General features: G+C 54.7%; 14 protein-coding genes. 7 read left to right on the forward strand and 7 right to left on the reverse strand.

Translation table 11 applies throughout. The features are described 5' to 3' along the window. Positions 1-127: 127 nt before the first annotated feature. From B1H58_RS06685 to B1H58_RS06695, 3 genes are all read left to right on the forward strand, one after another. A complete protein-coding gene (locus tag B1H58_RS06685; RefSeq protein WP_085068852.1) occupies positions 128-571 on the forward strand; it encodes a hypothetical protein in 444 nt (147 codons plus the stop codon). A 1-nt stretch (position 572) separates the two neighbouring features. Continuing rightward, positions 573-1,121 (forward strand): hypothetical protein, encoded by a 549-nt coding sequence (locus B1H58_RS06690; RefSeq protein ID WP_085068853.1) that lies wholly within the window; start codon positions 573-575, stop codon positions 1,119-1,121. 381 nt (positions 1,122-1,502) lie between these two features. After that, the gene (locus tag B1H58_RS06695) at positions 1,503-2,834 is read left to right on the forward strand and encodes an MFS transporter (protein WP_085068855.1); all 1,332 of its coding nucleotides are present in this window, start codon (positions 1,503-1,505) and stop codon (positions 2,832-2,834) included. A 53-nt stretch (positions 2,835-2,887) separates the two neighbouring features. On the opposite strand, the gene B1H58_RS06700 is transcribed toward B1H58_RS06695, so the two are convergent. After that, positions 2,888-4,948 (reverse strand): AsmA family protein, encoded by a 2,061-nt coding sequence (locus B1H58_RS06700; RefSeq protein ID WP_085068857.1) that lies wholly within the window; start codon positions 4,946-4,948, stop codon positions 2,888-2,890. A gap of 53 nt (positions 4,949-5,001) precedes the next feature. Further along, positions 5,002-5,781 carry a cyclic-guanylate-specific phosphodiesterase gene (pdeH, locus tag B1H58_RS06705; protein ID WP_085068859.1) on the reverse strand — a complete coding sequence of 260 codons (780 nt, stop codon included), beginning with the start codon at positions 5,779-5,781 and terminating at the stop codon, positions 5,002-5,004. Between pdeH and B1H58_RS06710 the strand changes: the two genes are divergently transcribed. The 4 genes from B1H58_RS06710 to B1H58_RS06725 all read left to right on the forward strand — a co-directional run bounded on the left by B1H58_RS06710 (position 5,758) and on the right by B1H58_RS06725 (position 8,884). Continuing rightward, the gene (locus B1H58_RS06710; RefSeq protein ID WP_085068861.1) at positions 5,758-5,961 is read left to right on the forward strand and encodes a hypothetical protein; all 204 of its coding nucleotides are present in this window, start codon (positions 5,758-5,760) and stop codon (positions 5,959-5,961) included. The genes pdeH and B1H58_RS06710 overlap by 24 nt on opposite strands. 84 nt (positions 5,962-6,045) lie before the next feature. Continuing rightward, a complete protein-coding gene (kdgK, locus tag B1H58_RS06715) occupies positions 6,046-6,978 on the forward strand; it encodes a 2-dehydro-3-deoxygluconokinase (protein ID WP_085072245.1) in 933 nt (310 codons plus the stop codon). Positions 6,979-7,026: 48 nt separating this feature from the next. Further along, positions 7,027-7,668, forward strand: a complete 642-nt coding sequence (locus B1H58_RS06720) for a glutathione S-transferase family protein (protein ID WP_085068863.1) — start codon at positions 7,027-7,029, stop codon at positions 7,666-7,668. A gap of 325 nt (positions 7,669-7,993) precedes the next feature. Then, positions 7,994-8,884, forward strand: a complete 891-nt coding sequence (locus B1H58_RS06725; RefSeq protein WP_085068865.1) for an alpha/beta hydrolase — start codon at positions 7,994-7,996, stop codon at positions 8,882-8,884. A gap of 48 nt (positions 8,885-8,932) precedes the next feature. Here B1H58_RS06725 and B1H58_RS06730 read toward each other — a convergent pair whose 3' ends face one another. From B1H58_RS06730 to bcsZ, 5 genes are all read right to left on the reverse strand, one after another. After that, on the reverse strand, positions 8,933-10,426 hold the full coding sequence (locus B1H58_RS06730; RefSeq protein ID WP_085068867.1) for a M16 family metallopeptidase: 1,494 nt from the start codon (positions 10,424-10,426) through the stop codon (positions 8,933-8,935). Between the two features lie 428 nt (positions 10,427-10,854). Continuing rightward, a complete protein-coding gene (locus B1H58_RS06735; protein WP_085068870.1) occupies positions 10,855-12,141 on the reverse strand; it encodes a dicarboxylate/amino acid:cation symporter in 1,287 nt (428 codons plus the stop codon). Between the two features lie 256 nt (positions 12,142-12,397). Continuing rightward, complete coding sequence (gene hmsP, locus B1H58_RS06740; RefSeq protein ID WP_208615341.1) at positions 12,398-14,407, reverse strand: biofilm formation regulator HmsP; 2,010 nt, start codon at positions 14,405-14,407, stop codon at positions 12,398-12,400. A gap of 130 nt (positions 14,408-14,537) precedes the next feature. After that, on the reverse strand, positions 14,538-18,029 hold the full coding sequence (bcsC, locus tag B1H58_RS06745; RefSeq protein ID WP_085068874.1) for a cellulose synthase complex outer membrane protein BcsC: 3,492 nt from the start codon (positions 18,027-18,029) through the stop codon (positions 14,538-14,540). After that, positions 18,011-19,102 (reverse strand): cellulose synthase complex periplasmic endoglucanase BcsZ, encoded by a 1,092-nt coding sequence (gene bcsZ / locus B1H58_RS06750; protein ID WP_085072246.1) that lies wholly within the window; start codon positions 19,100-19,102, stop codon positions 18,011-18,013. The genes bcsC and bcsZ overlap by 19 nt, the downstream gene beginning before the upstream one ends. Between the last annotated feature and the right edge of the window lie 19 nt (positions 19,103-19,121).

Here is a 19,121-nt window from a genome sequence, read left to right on the forward strand (position 1 = left end):
ACGCGGCAGCTCAAAAAATGTCGCGTCGCGCACAAAAACCGGGATGTGAAACCTTTACATTAAAAATTCTTGTTGTCCTGTTTCCCGATACGCCTATATATAAATATTCACAGGGAGTGAAACTATTATGTCGATAAAATCATTCAGTTATTCTCAGTTAGCAGATTTAAGAATTGAAGGCGTAGGTATACATGCCAGTTTTTCTGTTAACTTAATCGTCAGAGATAATAATATACCAAGCGGAAAAAAGCTGTATCTATCAGCGACGGGGAAAACTAACGCTGCTAAGGCTGCCGGAAGCGGCAAGATTATTTTTTGGTGTAATGTCAGAGATACATTAACTAATAAAACTTATAAACTAACAAGAGATAGAGGTGAGTGTTTCGCTGTGAGTATTGACGATATAATTATTGGTTCAGTTCAATTTATAATTAAAGAAAATATATATTCGCCGCCGGAAATAGAAATTGAGGCGGGTTATATTTATGATGGAGGCTATATTGGCAGTGCAGTTCCATTTCCGTCATCCCTGAAAACAATTATAACCTTAACGCCATTTGACAGGTTTTAATATGATAAGAACAATACTGCTTGCAATGACTTTTTTGTGGATATTTAACGCTTATGCCACTATAAATAACGATAAAAACTCAACGGAGGAAGCGTCCTGCCTGACAAAAAAATATGTTGCATCAAATAATGAAAATATAAAAAAAACACTATTAACTAAGTTATCCTCTCTTTCTGATAGCAACCCGGACAATATTAATATCATAAGGATGTATTCAGGGCTGCTGGCTTCTGGCGGAAAATATAAAAAGGCAATTTCGGTACTTGAACCCTTTAACCAAAAACATAAAAACGCCTCTTTGCTTTTACAAGAATGTATGTTAAAAGACAGGATTGGCAACTATGAGCCATCGTGCTATAAAAAAGTCATCGCATTAAAAAGAGCCAGCGGCATTAATGACACAGATTATTTAATGGCTTTGTTTATGATTAGCGATAAAGATTTTAGTCAGGAGAAAAATCTTTATATGCAGGGAAGAGACGATAATCACGATCTTGAGGCTTTTAACCATAAAAAAGAAAAACTGCTAAAAATCTTTTATCCGAACTGAAGGATAAACATCCAGGGGATAAAAGAGATAACCGGTTTCGGCCCGAAGCCCTGCGCCAGTTGCCTGTAAGGATGATGGCGTACAGAAGAGTTTGTGCCGCCAGCTCGCCGACGCGGCATCCAGACGAAAATGCCGCGTCGCGCGCAATATTTAACCAACGCCCAGCATGAATAACTAACCCCTCACTTTTATTACTCCATTTTGCAGTGTTTCTCGCCAGAAAAATGGCCGTTCGCCCTGCCATCCGCCGATAATGCTTTATTGTTAAAAATTATCCTCTTTTTACCCGCTCGAGCCAGCCGTGACGCGGCTTTTCACCATTGAACGCGCCTGAGGCAGTGCGTAAGATTCCTGAACACGATTTATAAATAAGAAACAATTATGCAAGCATCCATCGCTCCAACAATCGATACTGAAAACGACAACGCTCAGGTTAACTCGCGCAGTAAAGTGGTTATTGCGTCGCTGGTGGGAACCGCTATCGAATTCTTCGATTTCTATATTTATGCCACCGCCGCAGTGATTGTTTTCCCACATATTTTCTTTCCGCAGGGTGACGCCACCGTCGCCACGCTACAGTCGCTGGCGACTTTCGCCATCGCTTTTATCGCGCGCCCTATCGGCTCAGCGCTATTTGGTCATTTTGGCGATCGTGTTGGTCGTAAGGCCACGCTGGTTGCCTCGCTGTTAACCATGGGGATCTCTACGGTGGTTATTGGTCTGCTGCCCGGCTACGCTACCATTGGCGTTTTTGCGCCGCTGCTGCTGGCGCTGGCGCGCTTTGGCCAGGGGTTAGGTTTGGGCGGCGAATGGGGCGGGGCGGCGCTGCTGGCAACGGAAAACGCGCCCGCGAAGAAACGTGCACTCTATGGTTCTTTTCCGCAGCTTGGCGCGCCGATTGGCTTCTTCTTTGCCAACGGCACCTTCCTGCTGCTCTCCTGGCTGTTAACTGACGAGCAGTTTATGAGCTGGGGCTGGCGTGTGCCGTTCGTGCTGTCGGCGGTGCTGGTGATTATTGGCCTTTACGTGCGCGTATCGCTGCACGAAAGTCCGGTATTCGCTAAAGTGCAGAAAGAGAAAAAGCAGGTACGCATTCCCATCGGTACGCTGCTGAGCAAGCATTTGGGGGCAACTATCCTTGGCACCTTTATCATGCTGGCAACCTACACGCTGTTTTATATTATGACCGTTTATTCAATGAGCTATGGCACCGCGCCGGTTCCTGCCGGCCTCGGCTTTTCGCGCAACAGCCTGTTGTGGATGCTGATGGTGGCAGTGATCGGTTTTGGCGTGATGGTGCCGATCGCCGGTCTTCTGGCTGACCGTTATGGCCGCCGTAAAACTATGATCGTGATTACATTAGGGATTCTGGTTTTTGCGCTGCTGTTCCCGTCGCTGATGGCATCTGGCAGCCAGACGATGATGATGGTGTTTCTGCTGCTCGGCCTGAGTATTATGGGCCTGACTTTCGGCCCGATGGGCGCGCTGCTGCCGGAGCTGTTCCCCACAGAAGTGCGTTATACCGGCGCGTCATTTTCATACAATCTGTCGTCGATTCTCGGCGCATCGGTAGCGCCTTATATCGCCGCCTGGCTTAACGCCAGTTACGGCCTGTTTGCCGTCGGTCTCTATCTGGCGGCAATGGCATTGTTAACGCTTATTGCGCTGATCGCCTGCAAAGAGACGCGCCATCAAACGCTCTACGAAGCGTAACCCAAAGCGGCAATAAAAAAGGCGTCTGAATGACGCCTTTTTTACATTGCGCGTTACTTCTGGTCCTTCATTTGCTGTAGGACATTCACGCACTGATTGTCTTCATTATCGCTGGGGGAAATCAGCGCCAGCAGCGCTGCTGCCGGGGTCAGTACCGTGCCTAACGCTACCGCCGCTGCGCCGCGCGCCAGCAGCGGGCCTGTTTTCACGCCTGCATCCGGGTTTTTAAAGGTGCCGCGCACGTATAGCGGCGAGCGCAGAGTAACAATACGTACGCCTTTGCTTTCCGGATTGATGGAAAGATCCATGCGCTCACTGGCAAAGTTAACGTTACCGGAAAGGTAAACCACGGCATTCGTGGTATCGAAAACAAACAGCCGCGACGAGGCAACGCCGTTACGCACCTCCAGGTTGGCGGCTGCACAATTGATACGCACTTCTTCATCGCCAAAAAGCTTGCCCACCACGTAGTTACCCACGTTCAGACCAATAATCTCCATCAGACTACGGCTGATCACGCCCTCGTTCATCAGCAGCTTCATATCGCCATCGCTGGTAGCCAACAGATCCGCTACGGAATTACCGGTGCCGCTTAGCTTCGCATCGCCGTTCAGCTCACCCATACTGCTACGCATCGCCTCCACGTCTGGTAAAAGCTGGCGCAGATGCAACCGACGAGCATGCAGGTCAGCCCGGCCACGCATTGGCGTCCGGCTACCTTCCAGACGAATGGTTGAATTAATAGTGCCGCCCGCAATGCCAAACCGCAGCGGATCCAACAGCAGATCGCCATCTTTTAGCTGTAAATGGGTATAAAGATCGCTTAACGGTAGCGAATTGCTGTGTTCGATACGCTTGCCGCTGAATTTCACATCAGCATCCATCACGTCCCAGTTTTTAGTGTCGAAACGATCATGCGGCAGCACACGATCGGCAGGTTGATTGCTGCTGTCGCTACTTTTTGCTTTTGTACGCTTGCTGCTGTCGCTATCTTTGCCAGAATCCACGCCAATCAGCGGCCCTAAATCCGCCATGCGTAGCTGGCGAGACTCCACTTCACCGCTCAGCTTCGGTCGCGGTTTGCCCTGCGTATAGGTCAGCGTGCCGTGAACATCGCTATCGCCGATATGACCATTGAAATTCTCGTAATGGTAAACGGTAGTGCCCTTTTCATGGAATTTTACTTTCAGATGACCATCGGTCTCATAGGGCGGGGTATCCGGCAGCAGTACGCCGGTTAAATCGTAAAGATTAGCCAGCGTATCGCCGGAAAAACGTACGCGCAGATCCAGCCCGCCCAGATTAAGCGGGTCCTGCAGGCTGCCGGTAATTCCGACGCGCGTCGAGCCATTGCGCACCTCAGCCTGCACCGGGAAAGGCGTCGTTTTGCTGCGCAACGACAGCATGCCGCCCAGCTTGCCGCTTCCCTCAAGCTGCTGATCGTTCCAGGTGCCGCTGGCGCGCCAGCCAAAGATGAAATCCGCTGCGCCCTTCTGCTTATCATCGCCGCCAGCAATCTGGCTATAAGCCACCGGTTTGCCCAGTGGATCCACTTCCATTTTCACACTGGCTTTATTAATGGCATCGCGCCAGGCGATATACGCCCGATCGAACTCGATATTGTCCAGGCGAAAAGACCAGGCGGAAGGCTGCTGCTCCGTTTCTGGCTGGTCGCTGCTGGCAAGTTCAAAGGTCCAGTTGTTCTTTTTATCGGCGGTTTGGATCAGTCGGGCATTTGGCTGTTGAAGTTTGATCCAGGGAATAAAAATCTCTTTGTGCAACAGCGCCAGCGGTGAAATTGTCGCGTCGGCACGCTGTAAGTGCACCATTGTGACGTCAGGAATATCGGGCGGATTACCCAGCACAATATCTTCGGCATGTATTTGCGGCCAGGGTACCCAACGACGCCAGCCCGGCTCCTGGCGGTTGCGCACCCAGTTAACGCCAAGGTCGCCGCGAATCGCGAAAGGTCGGTTCAGCTCCGTTGAGACTTTCTGGTTGATGGTTGGCTTCAGGCGATTCCAGTCGAAGGTTGCCATTACAACCACAATCACCACAACCAGCAAACAAAAAATCCCAATAACCCAGCTGGTAACTTTTCCTGTGCGTGACATCTCCATCTCCTTACCTGCAATCTATCTGGTAAAGATAGTAGAGAGGAGACAAATCAGCATCCGGCAAGCTGAAACGGCAGATTAACCAGTTCATCAAAAGGCTGCGGACGCGCAAAGAAATAGCCCTGCGCAGCGAAAGCGGGCGAATTGCGCACCTGCTCCCACTCTTCGGCCGTCTCCACTCCTTCGACAATCACCCCTTTACAGTAGCGATTAATCAGTGCCAGCAGTGATGTAAACAAACAGCGGCCCTCTTCGCTGTTACGCAACAGAATAAACAGCTCGCGTGCCAGCTTGATGTAATCGTAGCTTAGCTCTGTCAGCGCAGAAAAGTTGGCCATGCCGGAGCCAAAGTCGTCCAGCCACAGCGCGCCCAGTTCCGGCATCTGTGCCACCATCTCTTCCTGCGGCAAAACATGATGCTCAACCAACTCAAAGCGAATCCAGGGCAGGCGGGCAATCAGTGCGCGCAGCGGCGCGTGATGCTGAATCGCCAGTAGCGTCGGCCCGTCAATATTCACTGACGCAACACATCCGGCATCCTCGAAAAAGCGTTCCCGGTGGCTTAGCAGCTCCAGCTGTTCCTGAATAACAGATAAGCGTTGCGGAATATCCAGTGCAGCAAAATAGCGTTCCGGCGACAGTTTCTGACCCGGTGCAGACGCATGCGACACCGCAGTCAGTAGCTCAATTGCCATCAGGCGGCCCGTAACCTGATAAATCGGTTGGAAGGTGTAAAAACGCTGGCATCCCAGCCAATAGTGCCGCTGTTCTTGATGTTGTTGCATGACAATTGAGGAAGGAAGCCGATGACTTATTTTATTCATCATCATGTTTTTAATCCTGGTAGTCAGGCCCTGTTCCTGAGTCAATCACAGCATACTGGTAAAGTTTTCGTAGCCAGCGCTGCGTTGAAGGCAGCCACTTTAACAGCAAGAAACCTTTTCAATCGTAACAATAACGCTGTGATTTATTGCTTTATCGCTGCTTATCTCAGCAAATTAACGACTTAAGTTAAATTAAAACGCCGTTTTAAAATATTGACTCACCGCCGCGCTCGGTGGAGACTAAAGCCTTTTATTACGGGGGTGATTATGATGGCAGGGAAAAAAATAGCGGTAATCGGCGAGTGCATGATCGAACTTTCATCACAGGGAGAGGCGCTGAAGCGAGGCTTTGGCGGCGATACGCTGAACACCGCCGTCTATATTGCACGTCAAACGCAGGCTGACCAGCTGACGGTAGAGTACGTTACCGCACTGGGCAACGATAATTTCAGCAATGAAATGCTTGCAGCATGGCAGCAGGAAGGCGTGCAGACCGGACTGGTTCAGCGCCTGGATAACCGCCTGCCTGGTCTGTACGTGATTGAAACCGATGCGCACGGCGAACGCACCTTTAGCTACTGGCGTAATGAAGCCGCTGCGCGTTTCTGGCTGCAAAGCCCACAGGCAGAGGCGATTTGCCAGCAGCTGGCGCAATTCGATTATCTCTATCTCAGCGGCATCAGCCTGGCGATTCTGTCAGCCGAAGATCGGCAGCGGTTGATGACACTCCTCTCTGCCTGTCGCGCTAACGGCGGCAAAGTCATCTTTGATAACAACTATCGACCACGCCTTTGGGCAAGCCGCGAGGCGGCGCAACAGGCCTATCAGGCCATGCTCAGCTGTACTGATATCGCTTTTCTGACGCTGGATGATGAAACCGCGCTATGGGATGAAGCGCCTGTAGAGCAGGTGATTGCCCGCACCCGCGCAGCCGGCGTGAGCGAAATCGTTATCAAGCGCGGCGCGGATGCCTGTCTGGTAGCGCTGAACGATGAGCCGCTGCTGGAAGTACCGGCTATCCGGCTGGAAAAAGAAAAAATTATCGATACCACCGCAGCTGGCGACTCCTTTAGCGCAGGTTATCTGGCGGTGCGGCTGTGCGGCGGCAGCGCGCAGGAAGCAGCGCAGCGTGGTCACCTGACCGCCAGCACGGTTATCCAACATCGCGGCGCAATTATTCCGCTTAATGCTATGCCGCGCTAAAAGCTGCGCTTATGCTGTAGGCTCCGCTATCGCTCAGGAGAATAAGCAATGCTTAAGGTTTGGGGTCGTAAAACTTCATCGAATGTACAGACAGTAATGTGGTGTATTGGCGAGATGGGGTTGCCTTACCAGCGCATCGACATCGGACACAAATATGGCGGTAACCATACGCCAGAATTTTTGGCGATGAACCCTAACGGCCTGGTGCCGGTACTGCGTGATGGCGACAGCCAGCCGCTGTTTGAATCCGCCGCTATTGTCCGTTACCTCGCCAGCCGCTATGGCGATGATGCTTTCTGGCCCCAGGACGCGCTGGCACGTGCGTCCGTGGATATCTGGGCGGAATGGGCGAAGTCTAACGTTTATGTGAGCTTTATGCGCCCGGTGTTCTGGCCGGTTTTTGTCACCGCGCCGCAGGAGCGGGATGAGCAGGCGATAGCCGCCGCGCTGGATAATCTGACGAAGCTGCTAAAGATTGCCGACCAGCGGCTGACGCAGCATGACTATCTGGCAGGCGATCGGCTAACGGTCGCGGATATCATGTTTGGCACGCTGCTTTATCGCTATTACACGCTGGAGATTGAGCGCCCTACCTTGCCTGCTCTGGAAAATTATTATCAGCGCTTAACGCAGCGTCCGGCCTATCGGGAGCATGTTATGGTGCCCTACGCCGAGCTGCGTAGCTGGTAGCCAGCAGGCAAGCGCTTCACTAATAACCGCTTCGCGTAGCCGGGGCGGTTTTTATTAGCGCAACGGCTGTCTGCCACACAAGAAAGCCCCGCTTATCTTGCTGCCTTTTCTTTATTTTTCGCTGCAAGCAATTAATAGAACTCACTATTTTCACCTAAGCTAAATTTGTATTTTTCTCGCCAGGCTAATTCTGATTCTGTTGTTTAGCGCACAGTAAATGCTGGACGCGCATGCCTTTCAACGCCAATGATTAATGATGCCCCGCCTGAATTTTATTCGCAGTACCTGGCTCCGGCACCTAACATCACGCTAATCAGGACAGGTTATGAAAGCAGATATTTTCAATCTCTGGCCACAAGGCGACGCGCCCGGAGCCAGTCAGTCGACCGCTAAACCGCAAATCATCGATTTAGCCAAAGAATTTGAACCTTACAATCGGGCAGCGTCCGGCGTTCGCTGTCCTGAACTGGCCGTCTGGTATCCGGAAGAATCAAACGGCACCACGCTGCTGGTCGCGCCAGGCGGCAGCTTTGCGCGCATTATGATTGATAGCGAAGGCAGTTCGCTGGCGACATTCTTCACCGCAATGGGTTATACGCTGGCGGTAATGACCTATCGCCTGCCGGGGGAAGGGCATCATGAAGGAGCCGATGCGCCGCTGGCTGACGCACAGCGTGCGGTTCGCGTTTTGCGCGATCGTGCCGCGCGCGGTCTTAACGGTAAACGCATTGTGATGCTGGGCTTCTCCGCCGGCGGCTACGTTGCCGCCAGCGTGGGTATACGCTTTAGCGAAAAGCTTTATCCACCTCAGGATAATGCAGACAAACTCTCAGCGCGTCCTGATGCGCTGGTGCTGGTCTATCCGGTTATCTCCATGCGTGATGGTCTGGCGCACGCCGAATCGCGTCAGCGGCTGCTTGGCGCATGGCCGGACGATAAAACTCTGGAAGCTTATTCGCTGGAAACCCGCGTTACGCGTGAAACACCGCCGGTGCTGTTGATCCATGCCGTTGACGATGAAAGCGTGCCGGTCACCCACAGCATGGCCCTTTTCAGCGCCCTGCGGGAGCAAAAAGTGCCGGTGGAGCTGCATTTTTATGAGCGCGGCGGCCACGGCTTTGGTATGCGCAATCTGGCCGATTCGCCGCTAGCCAGCTGGCCAATGCTGGTAACCGAATGGCTGCGGGCGAAAAAAACCGCCACCACCACCGTCTGACAGCGCGTAAAAAAACGCCGGTGAGATTTAACCCCACCGGCGATGATTTTATGACTGTGGCACCGGAATATCTGATACTTCCGCTTTGCCCTCTTCCGGTGTGGCAGCCACCGGAGCCGGCGGCGGGGTCATGATTTTCTGCCAGCTCTCATGCAGCGCTTTGATATTGGCTTCTGGTTCGCCCTGCGGCTGCATCAGCGCCATCGTCAGCTCCTGCGACAGCTGTTGACGCAGCTCCTGGTTCAGCGCAGTCAGCGTCAGGCTATTCAGGAAGTCCTGCCGGTATTTTTGATACTGTTCCGGCGCAATATCTACCACCGCGTTTTGCTGCGAGCGTAAACGCTGGCTCATCAATACATCGGTATCGGTACGCGCATAAGTGGCGAACAATTTATTCAGCTCGGTGGTTTTCTGCGCCATCAGCGCGTCAAACTCTGACTGCGGCAGGCCATTATCACGCACGTTAGCCAGCTCGTGAGCAATCAGGGTCATATTCTTCTCCAGCGTTTCCGCGCTGGAATCCATGCTGATCGCGCACTGCGCCCGCTGATAAAGCACGCGGCAGTCAAAGCCCACCTGAACGCCCTGCGCTTTGCTGTCGCTTAATACGCGCTGGACATGCCAGAACAGCGCTTCACGCGCCAGATCGCTCTGCCAGTAGCGGATAAGATTTTGCGAATCACGGATGGGCTGCCAGGGCATATCCCAGATTAGCGACAGACGATCCTTCTTCAGGCTGGGATTCACCAGAGTAACCGGCTGCGGCGGCAACGGAGCAAGCGTCGGCATCGGGGCTGGCGTATCACGCTTGCCTGTTAACGGCGAGAAGGCTTTATTAATTTGCTCGCTAAGGGCGCGGCTATCAACATTGCCCACCACAAAGAGCGTCATGGCATCTGGCGTATACCACTGCTTATAGAAGCTGCCGAGCTGATTGATATCAACCGGCGCTTTGGGCTGCTCAGCGGGATCGTGCCCCAGCAGCGTGGAACCTTTCAGCCGGTAACGCCACCAGACGTCACGTGGATTAAGCGGCCAGCTGGCGATGGGATCGTCAGCGCCAAGCGCGGTGTTTACCACCTGCTCATTGATCGACATTTTGCCTGCCGTGGCAGAAAGCCAGCTTAACGCATCCTTTAACAGTTCCGGGCGGTTATTTGGCAGGCTGAGATTGTATAACGTGAATTCATAGGATGTAACGGCTGGCGGCAACGGACGATCGGGGTCCATTCCCTGCTGCCAGAGCGAGCGCTGCTGCGCTGGATCAAGCTCGGTATTATGGACCATCGCCAGGCGAGGCAGCAGATGACTAAAACCGGTTTGCTGGGCATTTTCCATCAGCGATCCGGTATTCACCATCAGGCGAACTTCCACACGATCGTTGGGACGCTGCGGCGTGCTGAGCAGCTGCCACTTAAAACCGTTATCTAATTTGCCCTGCTGCCAGGCGGGATCGGGTTGTAGTGTTTCAGCCTGCAATGTGCCGCTGACGGCCGCCAGCAACAACCCACCAACCAAAAGACGCATTCTGGTGCCCTGCATGTGAACCCCTACTCAATTACTAACTTAATCTCATTGATGACGCACGATAGTCTGACGCTATCTTCCTGTTGATAACGCACAGCGGGCGCACCGGCAGTTAGACCACGCAAAAACGAGGTTGTCACACAACGACGTGAAATAAAATGAACGTTAACCGTGTCCGGCAAACTCCGTTGCCATGAGCTGACACAGTCTGTGTGGGCTTTATTATGCAAATGCCCGCTGCAAGGGCAAGTCACAGCGGGAACAGATAAAGTTTTTTTAGGGTTATTTATAGATTTAACGCGTTTGTAGCACCGCAGGCGTTCATAAGCTGTACAACTCATGACGTCATACGCGGCGGCTACCCAATAAAAAAGGACGCGGCCTGATTGCCAGGCGGCGTCCTTATGCACGTTAGCGCAGGGCAAGGCGTTTTACATCAGGCGTTAAACCGACGTTTCCGGCAATTTTTTCGCCTTTTTCGCTGATGTCAGCTGATCGTGCAGCTGCTTTTCATCCAGCTGATCGACCCATTTCGCCACCACGATTGTCGCCACACCGTTACCGACCAGGTTGGTTAACGCCCGCGCTTCGGACATAAAACGGTCGATACCCAGAATCAGCGCCAGTCCGGCGACCGGCAAATGGCCTACCGCAGAGAGCGTTGCGGCCAGCACGATAAAGCCGCTGCCGGTAACGCCCGCCGCGCCTTTTGAGGAGAGCAAAAGTACGACCAGCAGCGTGATCTGATGGAAAATATCCATATGGCTGTTGGTGGCCTGGGCAATAAATACTGCGGCCATCGTCAGGTAGATTGAGGTGCCGTCAAGGTTAAATGAATAGCCGGTAGGAATAACCAGCCCGACCACTGATTTTTTACAGCCCAGCTTTTCCATCTTATCCAGCATGCGCGGCAATGCGGACTCAGAGGAGGAGGTGCCAAGCACAATCAGCAGCTCTTCTTTGATATAGGCGATAAATTTAAAAATATTAAAGCCGGTGACGCGGGCGATAGTGCCCAGCACCAGCACCACAAACAGGAAGCAGGTAAGGTAGAAGCAGATAATCAGCTGACCCAACTGCACCAGCGAGCCAACGCCATATTTACCGATGGTAAAGGCCATGGCACCGAAAGCACCAATCGGAGCAAGGCGCATAATCATATTGATGATGCCAAAGATGACTTTTGAGAAGCTCTCAATCACGTTGAAAATCAGCGTGCCTTTATCGCCCAGGCGATGCAGCGCAAAGCCAAACAGAATAGCGAACAGCAGAACCTGCAGGATATTGCCGCTGGCAAAAGCGCCAATGACGCTGCCGGGGATCACATCCAGCAAGAAAGCTACGACGCCCTGCTGCTCTGCCTGCTGGGCATAAACCGCCACCGCTTTAGCATCCAGCGTAGCGGGATCGACATTCATACCGGCACCCGGCTGGATCACATTCACCACGACCAGGCCGATAATCAGTGCAATCGTGCTGACCACTTCAAAATAGAGCAGCGCTACTGCGCCGGTGCGGCCAACCGCTTTCATGCTTTCCATACCGGCAATACCGGTAACGACCGTACAGAAAATTACCGGCGCGATAATCATTTTGATCAATTTGACGAAAGCATCACCCAGTGGTTTCATCTGGGCACCCAGCTCCGGGTAAAAATGTCCAAGCAGGATACCGATGGCAATCGCGGTTAATACCTGGAAATACAGGCTCTTAAAAAGAGAAGTTTTCATAAAAGCGTATCCGTTGACGGCGTGGGGGACGAGGTGTTAGCTGTTTTTATCATCAAGACATAGCGCGAAAAAATAACACCGCATTAACAAGATTGATATCTTCTGTCACCACCCGAACGGGCCATAATCAAAATTTATGAACTGAAACGCTTCAGCTAAAAGATCTATAACCAGATATTCAGAATTAAATGCTGCGGTTTTGCAGGCCTCGCTATACCGCTTCACGCGTTGTGAGCGGCAGCGCGGCCCTTTACCATTAGTTTTGAGGAGAGAGTGTTGCCAGCCATTTCTCGAAATCGTTCAGCGACAGCGGCCCGTCAAACAGATAGCCCTGCCCAATGGTAATGCCACGCGCCAGCAGCCAGTCGCGTTGTGAAGCCGTTTCAACGCCTTCCGCCACCACATCCAGCGCGGTGATTTCCGAGATAGCCGCCACAATCCTGACCATCGTATCGTCACTGGGCAGCGCCGACACAAAACTGCGATCCATTTTTAACTTGCTGATTGGCAGCGAGCGGAACTGATGCAGATAGCTCAGATTCGCATAGCCGGTGCCGAAATCATCCAGCGCCACCGCCACGCCCACCTCCTGCAGCGCGCCAAGCAGGCTTTTTGCCTGCGCGGTATCGCCGATTTGCGCGGTTTCGGTTAACTCCAGTACCAGACTGCCGTGTTGAATACGGTGGCGCTCTAGCAGCTCCTGCAGATGCCAGACTGTGCCCGGTTCGCGTAGCTGCATAGCGGAAATATTTACGCTCAGCGGCAGCTGAATACCACGCTTCTGCCAGGCCGCCAGTACCCGGCACGCCTCTTCCAGCGCCCAGCGCCCAAGCGCGCCGATAACGCCAATCTCCTCAGCATTGGTGATCAACTCTTCCGGCAGGCTATAGCTGCCGTCTGGCTGGCGCATGCGCAGCAACGCCTCTGCGCCGACCAGCTCGCCGCTGGCCATATTAATCTGCGGCTGTAAAAACAGTGCAAACTGCTCCTGCTCCAGCCCCTGCAAAATGTCGTGTTCCTGCGTCAGCCGCCGCTGCGCCCGCTCGGTGAGCAACGGATCGAAAAACAGAATCTGATTTTTGCCCTGGTGACGCGCAGACATCATGGCGGAAACCGCGCGCCCCAACAGTTCTGACGCGTTCATATTGCTGGCATCGCGCTGAGCAATACCAATGCTGAGCGTCGGGCGTAGCTGCACCTCTTGCAGGCTGACCGGCTGATGCAAACGGTTCATCAGATTACGTGCCAGACGGTAGGCACGAAACGGGTTGTTCGCCTTTTTTACCAGCAGCGCGAAATCGCTGACGCCAAGCTGACCCAGCACGGTTCGCTCTTCAATAACGCCGCGAATTTTTTCCAGCAGCGTCAAGGTTAGCGTATCGCGCTGCTCTTCCGTCAGCACGCCGTTGGCTTCCAGCAGCGTCTCTATGCGCACCACCATGACGGTAAACGGCCCGCTGTAGGCGGCGGCTTTTAAGTGCTGCTCCAGCAGCGCCAGGAACAGCGTGCGGTTGGGAAGGTCGGTCAAAACATAATGCGTGGTCAGGCGGCTCATCTCATCATGCACCGACTCCAGCACCTGCAGGTTGCGGTTATAGCTGCGGATTAACATGCCAATTTCATCGTCATGGTGCAGCTTTGGCAGCGGCAATTTATGAGTCAGAATATCCTGCGGCGGCAGATCCTGCAGCGCATGCGCAATATCGCGCAGCGGATGGATCACTATCCGGTTAATACACCAGCTGATCGCAATGGAGAGGATCAGCGCCAGCAGCAGATAAGTGGTCAGCATTGTGGCCATGGTGCTGAGGATAAACTGGTACACGCGCCATGAATCGGCCTGCAGCACCAGATAGGCCAGTGGTTTCGGCGAGGCGGCGCTCTCCACCGAATACAGTGGTACGGTGATCTGCACCGGCAGTTCAAACAGCCGGGCAATCAGGCGCGGCACCGCTTTTTCATTCTCAAAATCAGTATGCAACGCCTGAAAAGCGTTAGGCAGCACCACTTCGGCGCGTGAAAGAATACCGGCGGGTTTTAAAGATTGCAGGATGCGTTCAGCCTGCGGGATATTGGCACGCAGCACCGCTTCAGACAGCGGCTGTCGCACCGTATGCGCGATGTTTTCCATTTGCTGGGCGTAGTCTGTCCTGCGCTGCTGCACAAAATGAAAAAGTTGAATAACGATAAAAATACAGATAGTCACTACCGCAACGCCAGATACCGTTGCCATCTGCTTGATCGTAAGTGACCGACTAACGCGCAAAGCTATTCTCCAGGCCCCGGGAAGCGGGCAATAACGATAAAAGCAACCAGGAGTATATCTCATGGTTGCTGTTTTTTAAGCAATGATGGTGACGGCAGGAAACCGTTTTAGGGTTTTTCCAGGCAGGACGCTACTTGAAGTCAGCGTAAGGAGCTAAAGGCTGCGGCGGCAGGTCGAGGTCGCCTTCCCAACCGCCCAGCGAATAGCGAGCGTAAATCAGACCGTGGCTGGGCGTATAATCTTTCGCCTGCTGAATATCCACCGCCACGCCCAGCGTCCAGTGCGTCGTCAGACGTCGCTCTACCGCCGCACGCAGCGTATAGCCGAAGCCGCTGCCGGAACTTCCTGCGACGGTTTCATTCGCCGTCGTTTCAAAACCAGGATAAACCGGATAGCGCTGCTGCGAATGGGTTTTTGAACGCGACCAGGAAATCGAGCCGCCAACATCAAATGACCAGTTCTCAGTGCGCTGCCGCCAGTTTAACGGCACCGCCAGGGAAAAATATTGTTGCGGGCTGTAATAGCCACCCTGCCCAAAAGCATAATCGCTCAGATCCTTTTGGTAATGCCACAGCATGCTGTTCAGGCCAATAGTGGCGCGCCGGTTATCCTCGTTTATCAACTTATAATAATAGCCCGCCATCAAACGCTCGCGGCTGTTATCGGCAACATTTTTACCGGTGATTTGATGCGCGCTAAGATCCGCCCAGACGCCATGCGATCCGCCGCGATCGTAGCTCAGGCCCACTGCGCCGCCGGTCGCCACCACGCCGCCCCAACTTTTTCCACCCTGCGGGCTGGGATCGCGTGCGCCGGCATAAGCCAGCAGCGAGCTGGAAATCGGTCGCCGCGAGGCGGTAAAGGTCAGGCCCACATCCTTAACATCGGTGTTCCAGCTGACGCCGCCCACCCAGTTCACGACTTCAAAGCCCATCGGCGACGTGCCGATATCCGCCGACCAGCGATCGTTTTGCCAGCCTGCGCCTACGGCCACCCCTTCCGCACGCTGTTTCAGATTGCCGCTACAGCCTGCGGAGCCGTTATCGGCACAGGTGCCGAACACTTCGGTATGTTGGCCGTTTTCAGTGGAAAAGGTGCCAGCCGAAACGTCGACGCGATCGACACGCACAAAGCTTTTTCCAGCAGCCAGCGGCGTCTCCAGCTGCAACATAGTGGTATGCGCGGTGAGATCGGAAATCCCGCCGGTGCCTTTATTACGCGAATAGTCCTGCTCCAGCTTCAGCGTGGTATCCTGGCGCTGGTAAAGCTCGGCGGCATCGCTGCGAATACCGCGCTTCAGCCAGTCATCGCCCGGGTTATTACGCATTAACCGGGTAAAGGCGAAGTTATCTTTTGGCAGCGTTGGTATAATGCCGCTGGCCACCATCGCCTGCTGATAATCCAGTAAAGCCCGTTCAGGCTGCTGCTGCCCCTCCAGCTGCGCCGCATCGCGAAATACCAGCGCGCTGCCTTGCGAAGGCGCTTCCTGCTGCGCGCGCGGTTTCAGCTGCTGATATAGCTGACGCGCACGTACAGCATCGTCCACGCTTTGCCAGGCATTCGCCAATCGCCGTCCGACGTTAAGGCTCGCCTCCGCCGCGCCGACAGGCATCGCGTTCAGCGCGCTACGCGCCTCAGCCTTGCGATTCAGCGCCACCAGCGCTTCTATCTGCCCCAGCGCGGCGTCCTGACTGGTTTTATCCTGCGCCAGCACCTGCTGGTAACCTGCCAGCGCCTGCTGCGGATAGCCTTCCGCCAGCGCCCAGTCAGCCAGCGTAATATCGCGCCGTGGCGAGGCGGGCAGCGCATTAAGCAGCGCGACCGCCGCGCTATTGTTGCCCGCTGCCCGCTGCGCCTCAGCCTGCGCATAAACTTTATTCTGCTGCAGACGTTCTGCCAGTTCGCGCATATTCTGATCCCAACGCGCCTGCGGCAGGCTGTTAAGCTGGATCAGCGCTTCTTCATCCCGATCGCTGCCGGAGAGATAAAGGCTGTGGGCATAAACTTGCGTGGGATCGGCTGGCAGACGCTGCGCCATGGCGGCCATCAGGCTATCAGCGCGCTGCGGCTCACCGGTATTAACCAGCGCGTTGGCCAGCCGATAGTTGAGCCAGACATCGTCCGGCGCGTTCTGCTGCGCCGCGCGATATTTTTCCGCCGCCTGAGCCCAGTTTCCCTGCTGGGCCAGCGTATCCGCCTCGGCGCGCAGCATATCGCTACGCAGGCTATTCAGCGTGCTGCCAAGCGCCCGCTGCTGTTCGCTGCTTAGCCCATTGATAAAGGCTATCGCTTTTTGCGGCGACTGCTGCTGATAAATTGCTGCCAGCCGCCGCACCGCCGTACTGTTGGTGCGATCCATTTGCCATGCCTGATGAAACAGTCGCTCCGCCTCTGCACTGTTTTTACGTGCCAGCGCCACATCGCCTAAACCGACCAGCGCATAGCTATCGCTGTTATCCAGCGTGCGCGCCTGTTGATACTGGCGCTCGGCTCCGGCAATATCGCCTTGCGCCAGCGCCTTGTCACCGTTTTCGATCGTCAGCCAGTAGCGGTTGGTTTGCAGCAAACTCTGCCACATGCCCACGCTGGTGCTTTGCTGACCTGCTTTCAACGCCTGCTCAAAATAGCGGGCAGCGGCGGCGCGATTATTGGCACGCGCCTGCGCCTGCCCCATTGCGCCCAGCAGCTCGGCGTCGTTTGGGTTTAGCTTCAGCGCCGCCTGCAGCGCCGGTATCGCCTCTGCGCCTGCGCCTTTATCCACCAGCACCAGCCCGCGCGAACGCAGCTGGAAGGCGGGATCGGCCAACATTTTTTGCTGACGCGCCAGCTCCTGTTCGCCGTTTTCATGCGCCACGCCGCTGGTAAAGGTTGCCAGGTATTGTTGCAGTTGCGCCACGCTCTCTGCGGTGACCGGCTGTGCCTGAATATTGCTCAGCCACAGTTCGGCAGCCTGATCGCGTCCGACCGGATCCGCCGCCAGCGTTTTCAGCTGTTCGGTCGCCTGGGTGGCATTATCATTCTGGTACTGTAGCCGCGCCAGCTGCATACGCACGCCGACGTTGCCCGGATAGCGCTGATCCAGTGCCTGCAGATTAGCCAGCGCCACCGACTGCTGGCCGTCGATACGGGAGACCAGGCTCCAGTACTCCAGCGCTAAGTTCACGTCGGGGAAGGTGCCGTTAAACAGCGTATCCCAGGCCGCCCGCGCCTCCGCTAAACGACCGGAGGTTGCCAGCAGACGCGCCTGCTGCAGCTGCTGACGCCCCCCGGCGTTAATCAGCAGCATGCCGGACTGCGCTTCTTTTGTTGCCCGTGCGTCGGGCGCAATCTGCTTTAACTGCGCCATATACTGCTGCGCTTTACCCTGATCGCCCTGACGTAACGCCAGCCGCAGATGGGCGGCAATCACTTCCGGGTTATCAGGATCGATTTTATCCAGGCGATAAAGCGCCTGCGTCACTAACTCATATTTGTTGGTCGCTTCCCCGGTGCGCACCTGTTCCAGCAGCCATTCAACCGGCGACACTTCGCGCGCCGCTTCGGCCGCCCAGGCAGGCAAACTGTTGATGCCGAGCATGCCCGGCAGTAAAAGGCTCAGGCAGCTTAATCTGAAGTTGCGCATTGCGGATCCCACGCCGGTAGCAGGTCACCCTGCAGGTTGAAACGGTAGCGTTTATCACTCCAGCCGCTGCCAAACAGGTTAAGAACGCCACTGTAGTAGGCGTCGCTGCCGGGTGGACTTTGTTCCAGGCGCTGTTGCTGTGCTGTTAGCGCACGTGAGCCTTCCAGGAACGGTAGCAGCGCCGCCGAAAAGCCCACGTTGCCATGATTCGTTGGCTCACCGGTCAGCACATTGACGCGCTCCGGCGGAGCGCCTGATGCTTCCGTCAGACGTGCCATCGGCGCAAAATGCGCCAGCAGCGGCGCTTTGCGCGGATCCTTATCGCTCAGCATACCGGCCCACAGGTAGACCCGGATAGCATCATAGCTGCCAACCGGCCCTTTTGTTTTATCAGGACGCCAGCCGCTGCCGCTCTGCCAGACATACCAGTCCGGCGCGAAACCTTTCGGTGCGGTCTCCTGCAACAGGCGCAGCGCGTTGCGGTTGATCTCCGGCCAGGGGCCTTTTAACGCGCTAAGACGTGTTAACAGCTGCAGCGGCAGATAGCTGGGATTAATCATCCAGCTATCCGACTGGATAAAACCCACTTTGCCCGGCATCAGCATCATGCCAAAGCCTTCCAGAGTAGCGACTTCCTCTTTCGCGACCCGGTTTAACAACAGCGTGCCGGTTCCCTGATAGCTGCGGCTGTGCCATAACTGGCTTGCCTGCAGCAGCGTCCAGCCGATCCACACATCGGCGTCAGAAGCGGGATTCTCATCCAGCACCTGCCATTTACCGCTTTTACTCTCCTGCCCCCACAGCCAGGCAGGCAAACGCTGCGTCAGATCGCCCGCCGCCAGGTTGTTTTCCGTCCAGCGCAGCAGCAGATCGAACGTTGGCCGATCGTTGGCCACCAGCGCGAAAAATAGTGCGTAGCTCTGTCCTTCAGAGGTGGTGATATTTTTCCCCTCCCAGGGATCAATCACCCGTCCCTGATCGCTGATGTAGTGGTGTTTAAACTGCTCCCACTCCGGCCAGGCGGCGCATTCCGCACTGGCGCGCCCTGCGGCCAGTAACATCAGCGCCAGCATTGTGTAACGCAGTATTAGC

Origin of the sequence: Pantoea alhagi (assembly GCF_002101395.1) — a bacterium.
In the GTDB taxonomy this organism is placed as follows: Bacteria; Pseudomonadota; Gammaproteobacteria; order Enterobacterales; family Enterobacteriaceae; genus Mixta; species Mixta alhagi.

What these genes read in the sequence shown, in the direction of transcription:
- B1H58_RS06690 (WP_085068853.1), top strand. Translation starts at nt 573, where the DNA reads ATGATAAGAACAATACTGCTTGCAATGACTTTTTTGTGGATATTTAAC.
- bcsZ (WP_085072246.1), bottom strand. Translation starts at nt 19,102, where the DNA reads ATGCTGGCGCTGATGTTACTGGCCGCAGGGCGCGCCAGTGCGGAATGC.
- B1H58_RS06695 (WP_085068855.1), top strand. Translation starts at nt 1,503, where the DNA reads ATGCAAGCATCCATCGCTCCAACAATCGATACTGAAAACGACAACGCT.
- B1H58_RS06730 (WP_085068867.1), bottom strand. Translation starts at nt 10,426, where the DNA reads ATGCAGGGCACCAGAATGCGTCTTTTGGTTGGTGGGTTGTTGCTGGCG.
- B1H58_RS06710 (WP_085068861.1), top strand. Translation starts at nt 5,758, where the DNA reads ATGACTTATTTTATTCATCATCATGTTTTTAATCCTGGTAGTCAGGCC.
- pdeH (WP_085068859.1), bottom strand. Translation starts at nt 5,781, where the DNA reads ATGATGATGAATAAAATAAGTCATCGGCTTCCTTCCTCAATTGTCATG.
- B1H58_RS06735 (WP_085068870.1), bottom strand. Translation starts at nt 12,141, where the DNA reads ATGAAAACTTCTCTTTTTAAGAGCCTGTATTTCCAGGTATTAACCGCG.
- bcsC (WP_085068874.1), bottom strand. Translation starts at nt 18,029, where the DNA reads ATGCGCAACTTCAGATTAAGCTGCCTGAGCCTTTTACTGCCGGGCATG.
- B1H58_RS06685 (WP_085068852.1), top strand. Translation starts at nt 128, where the DNA reads ATGTCGATAAAATCATTCAGTTATTCTCAGTTAGCAGATTTAAGAATT.
- B1H58_RS06720 (WP_085068863.1), top strand. Translation starts at nt 7,027, where the DNA reads ATGCTTAAGGTTTGGGGTCGTAAAACTTCATCGAATGTACAGACAGTA.
- B1H58_RS06700 (WP_085068857.1), bottom strand. Translation starts at nt 4,948, where the DNA reads ATGTCACGCACAGGAAAAGTTACCAGCTGGGTTATTGGGATTTTTTGT.
- kdgK (WP_085072245.1), top strand. Translation starts at nt 6,046, where the DNA reads ATGGCAGGGAAAAAAATAGCGGTAATCGGCGAGTGCATGATCGAACTT.
- B1H58_RS06725 (WP_085068865.1), top strand. Translation starts at nt 7,994, where the DNA reads ATGAAAGCAGATATTTTCAATCTCTGGCCACAAGGCGACGCGCCCGGA.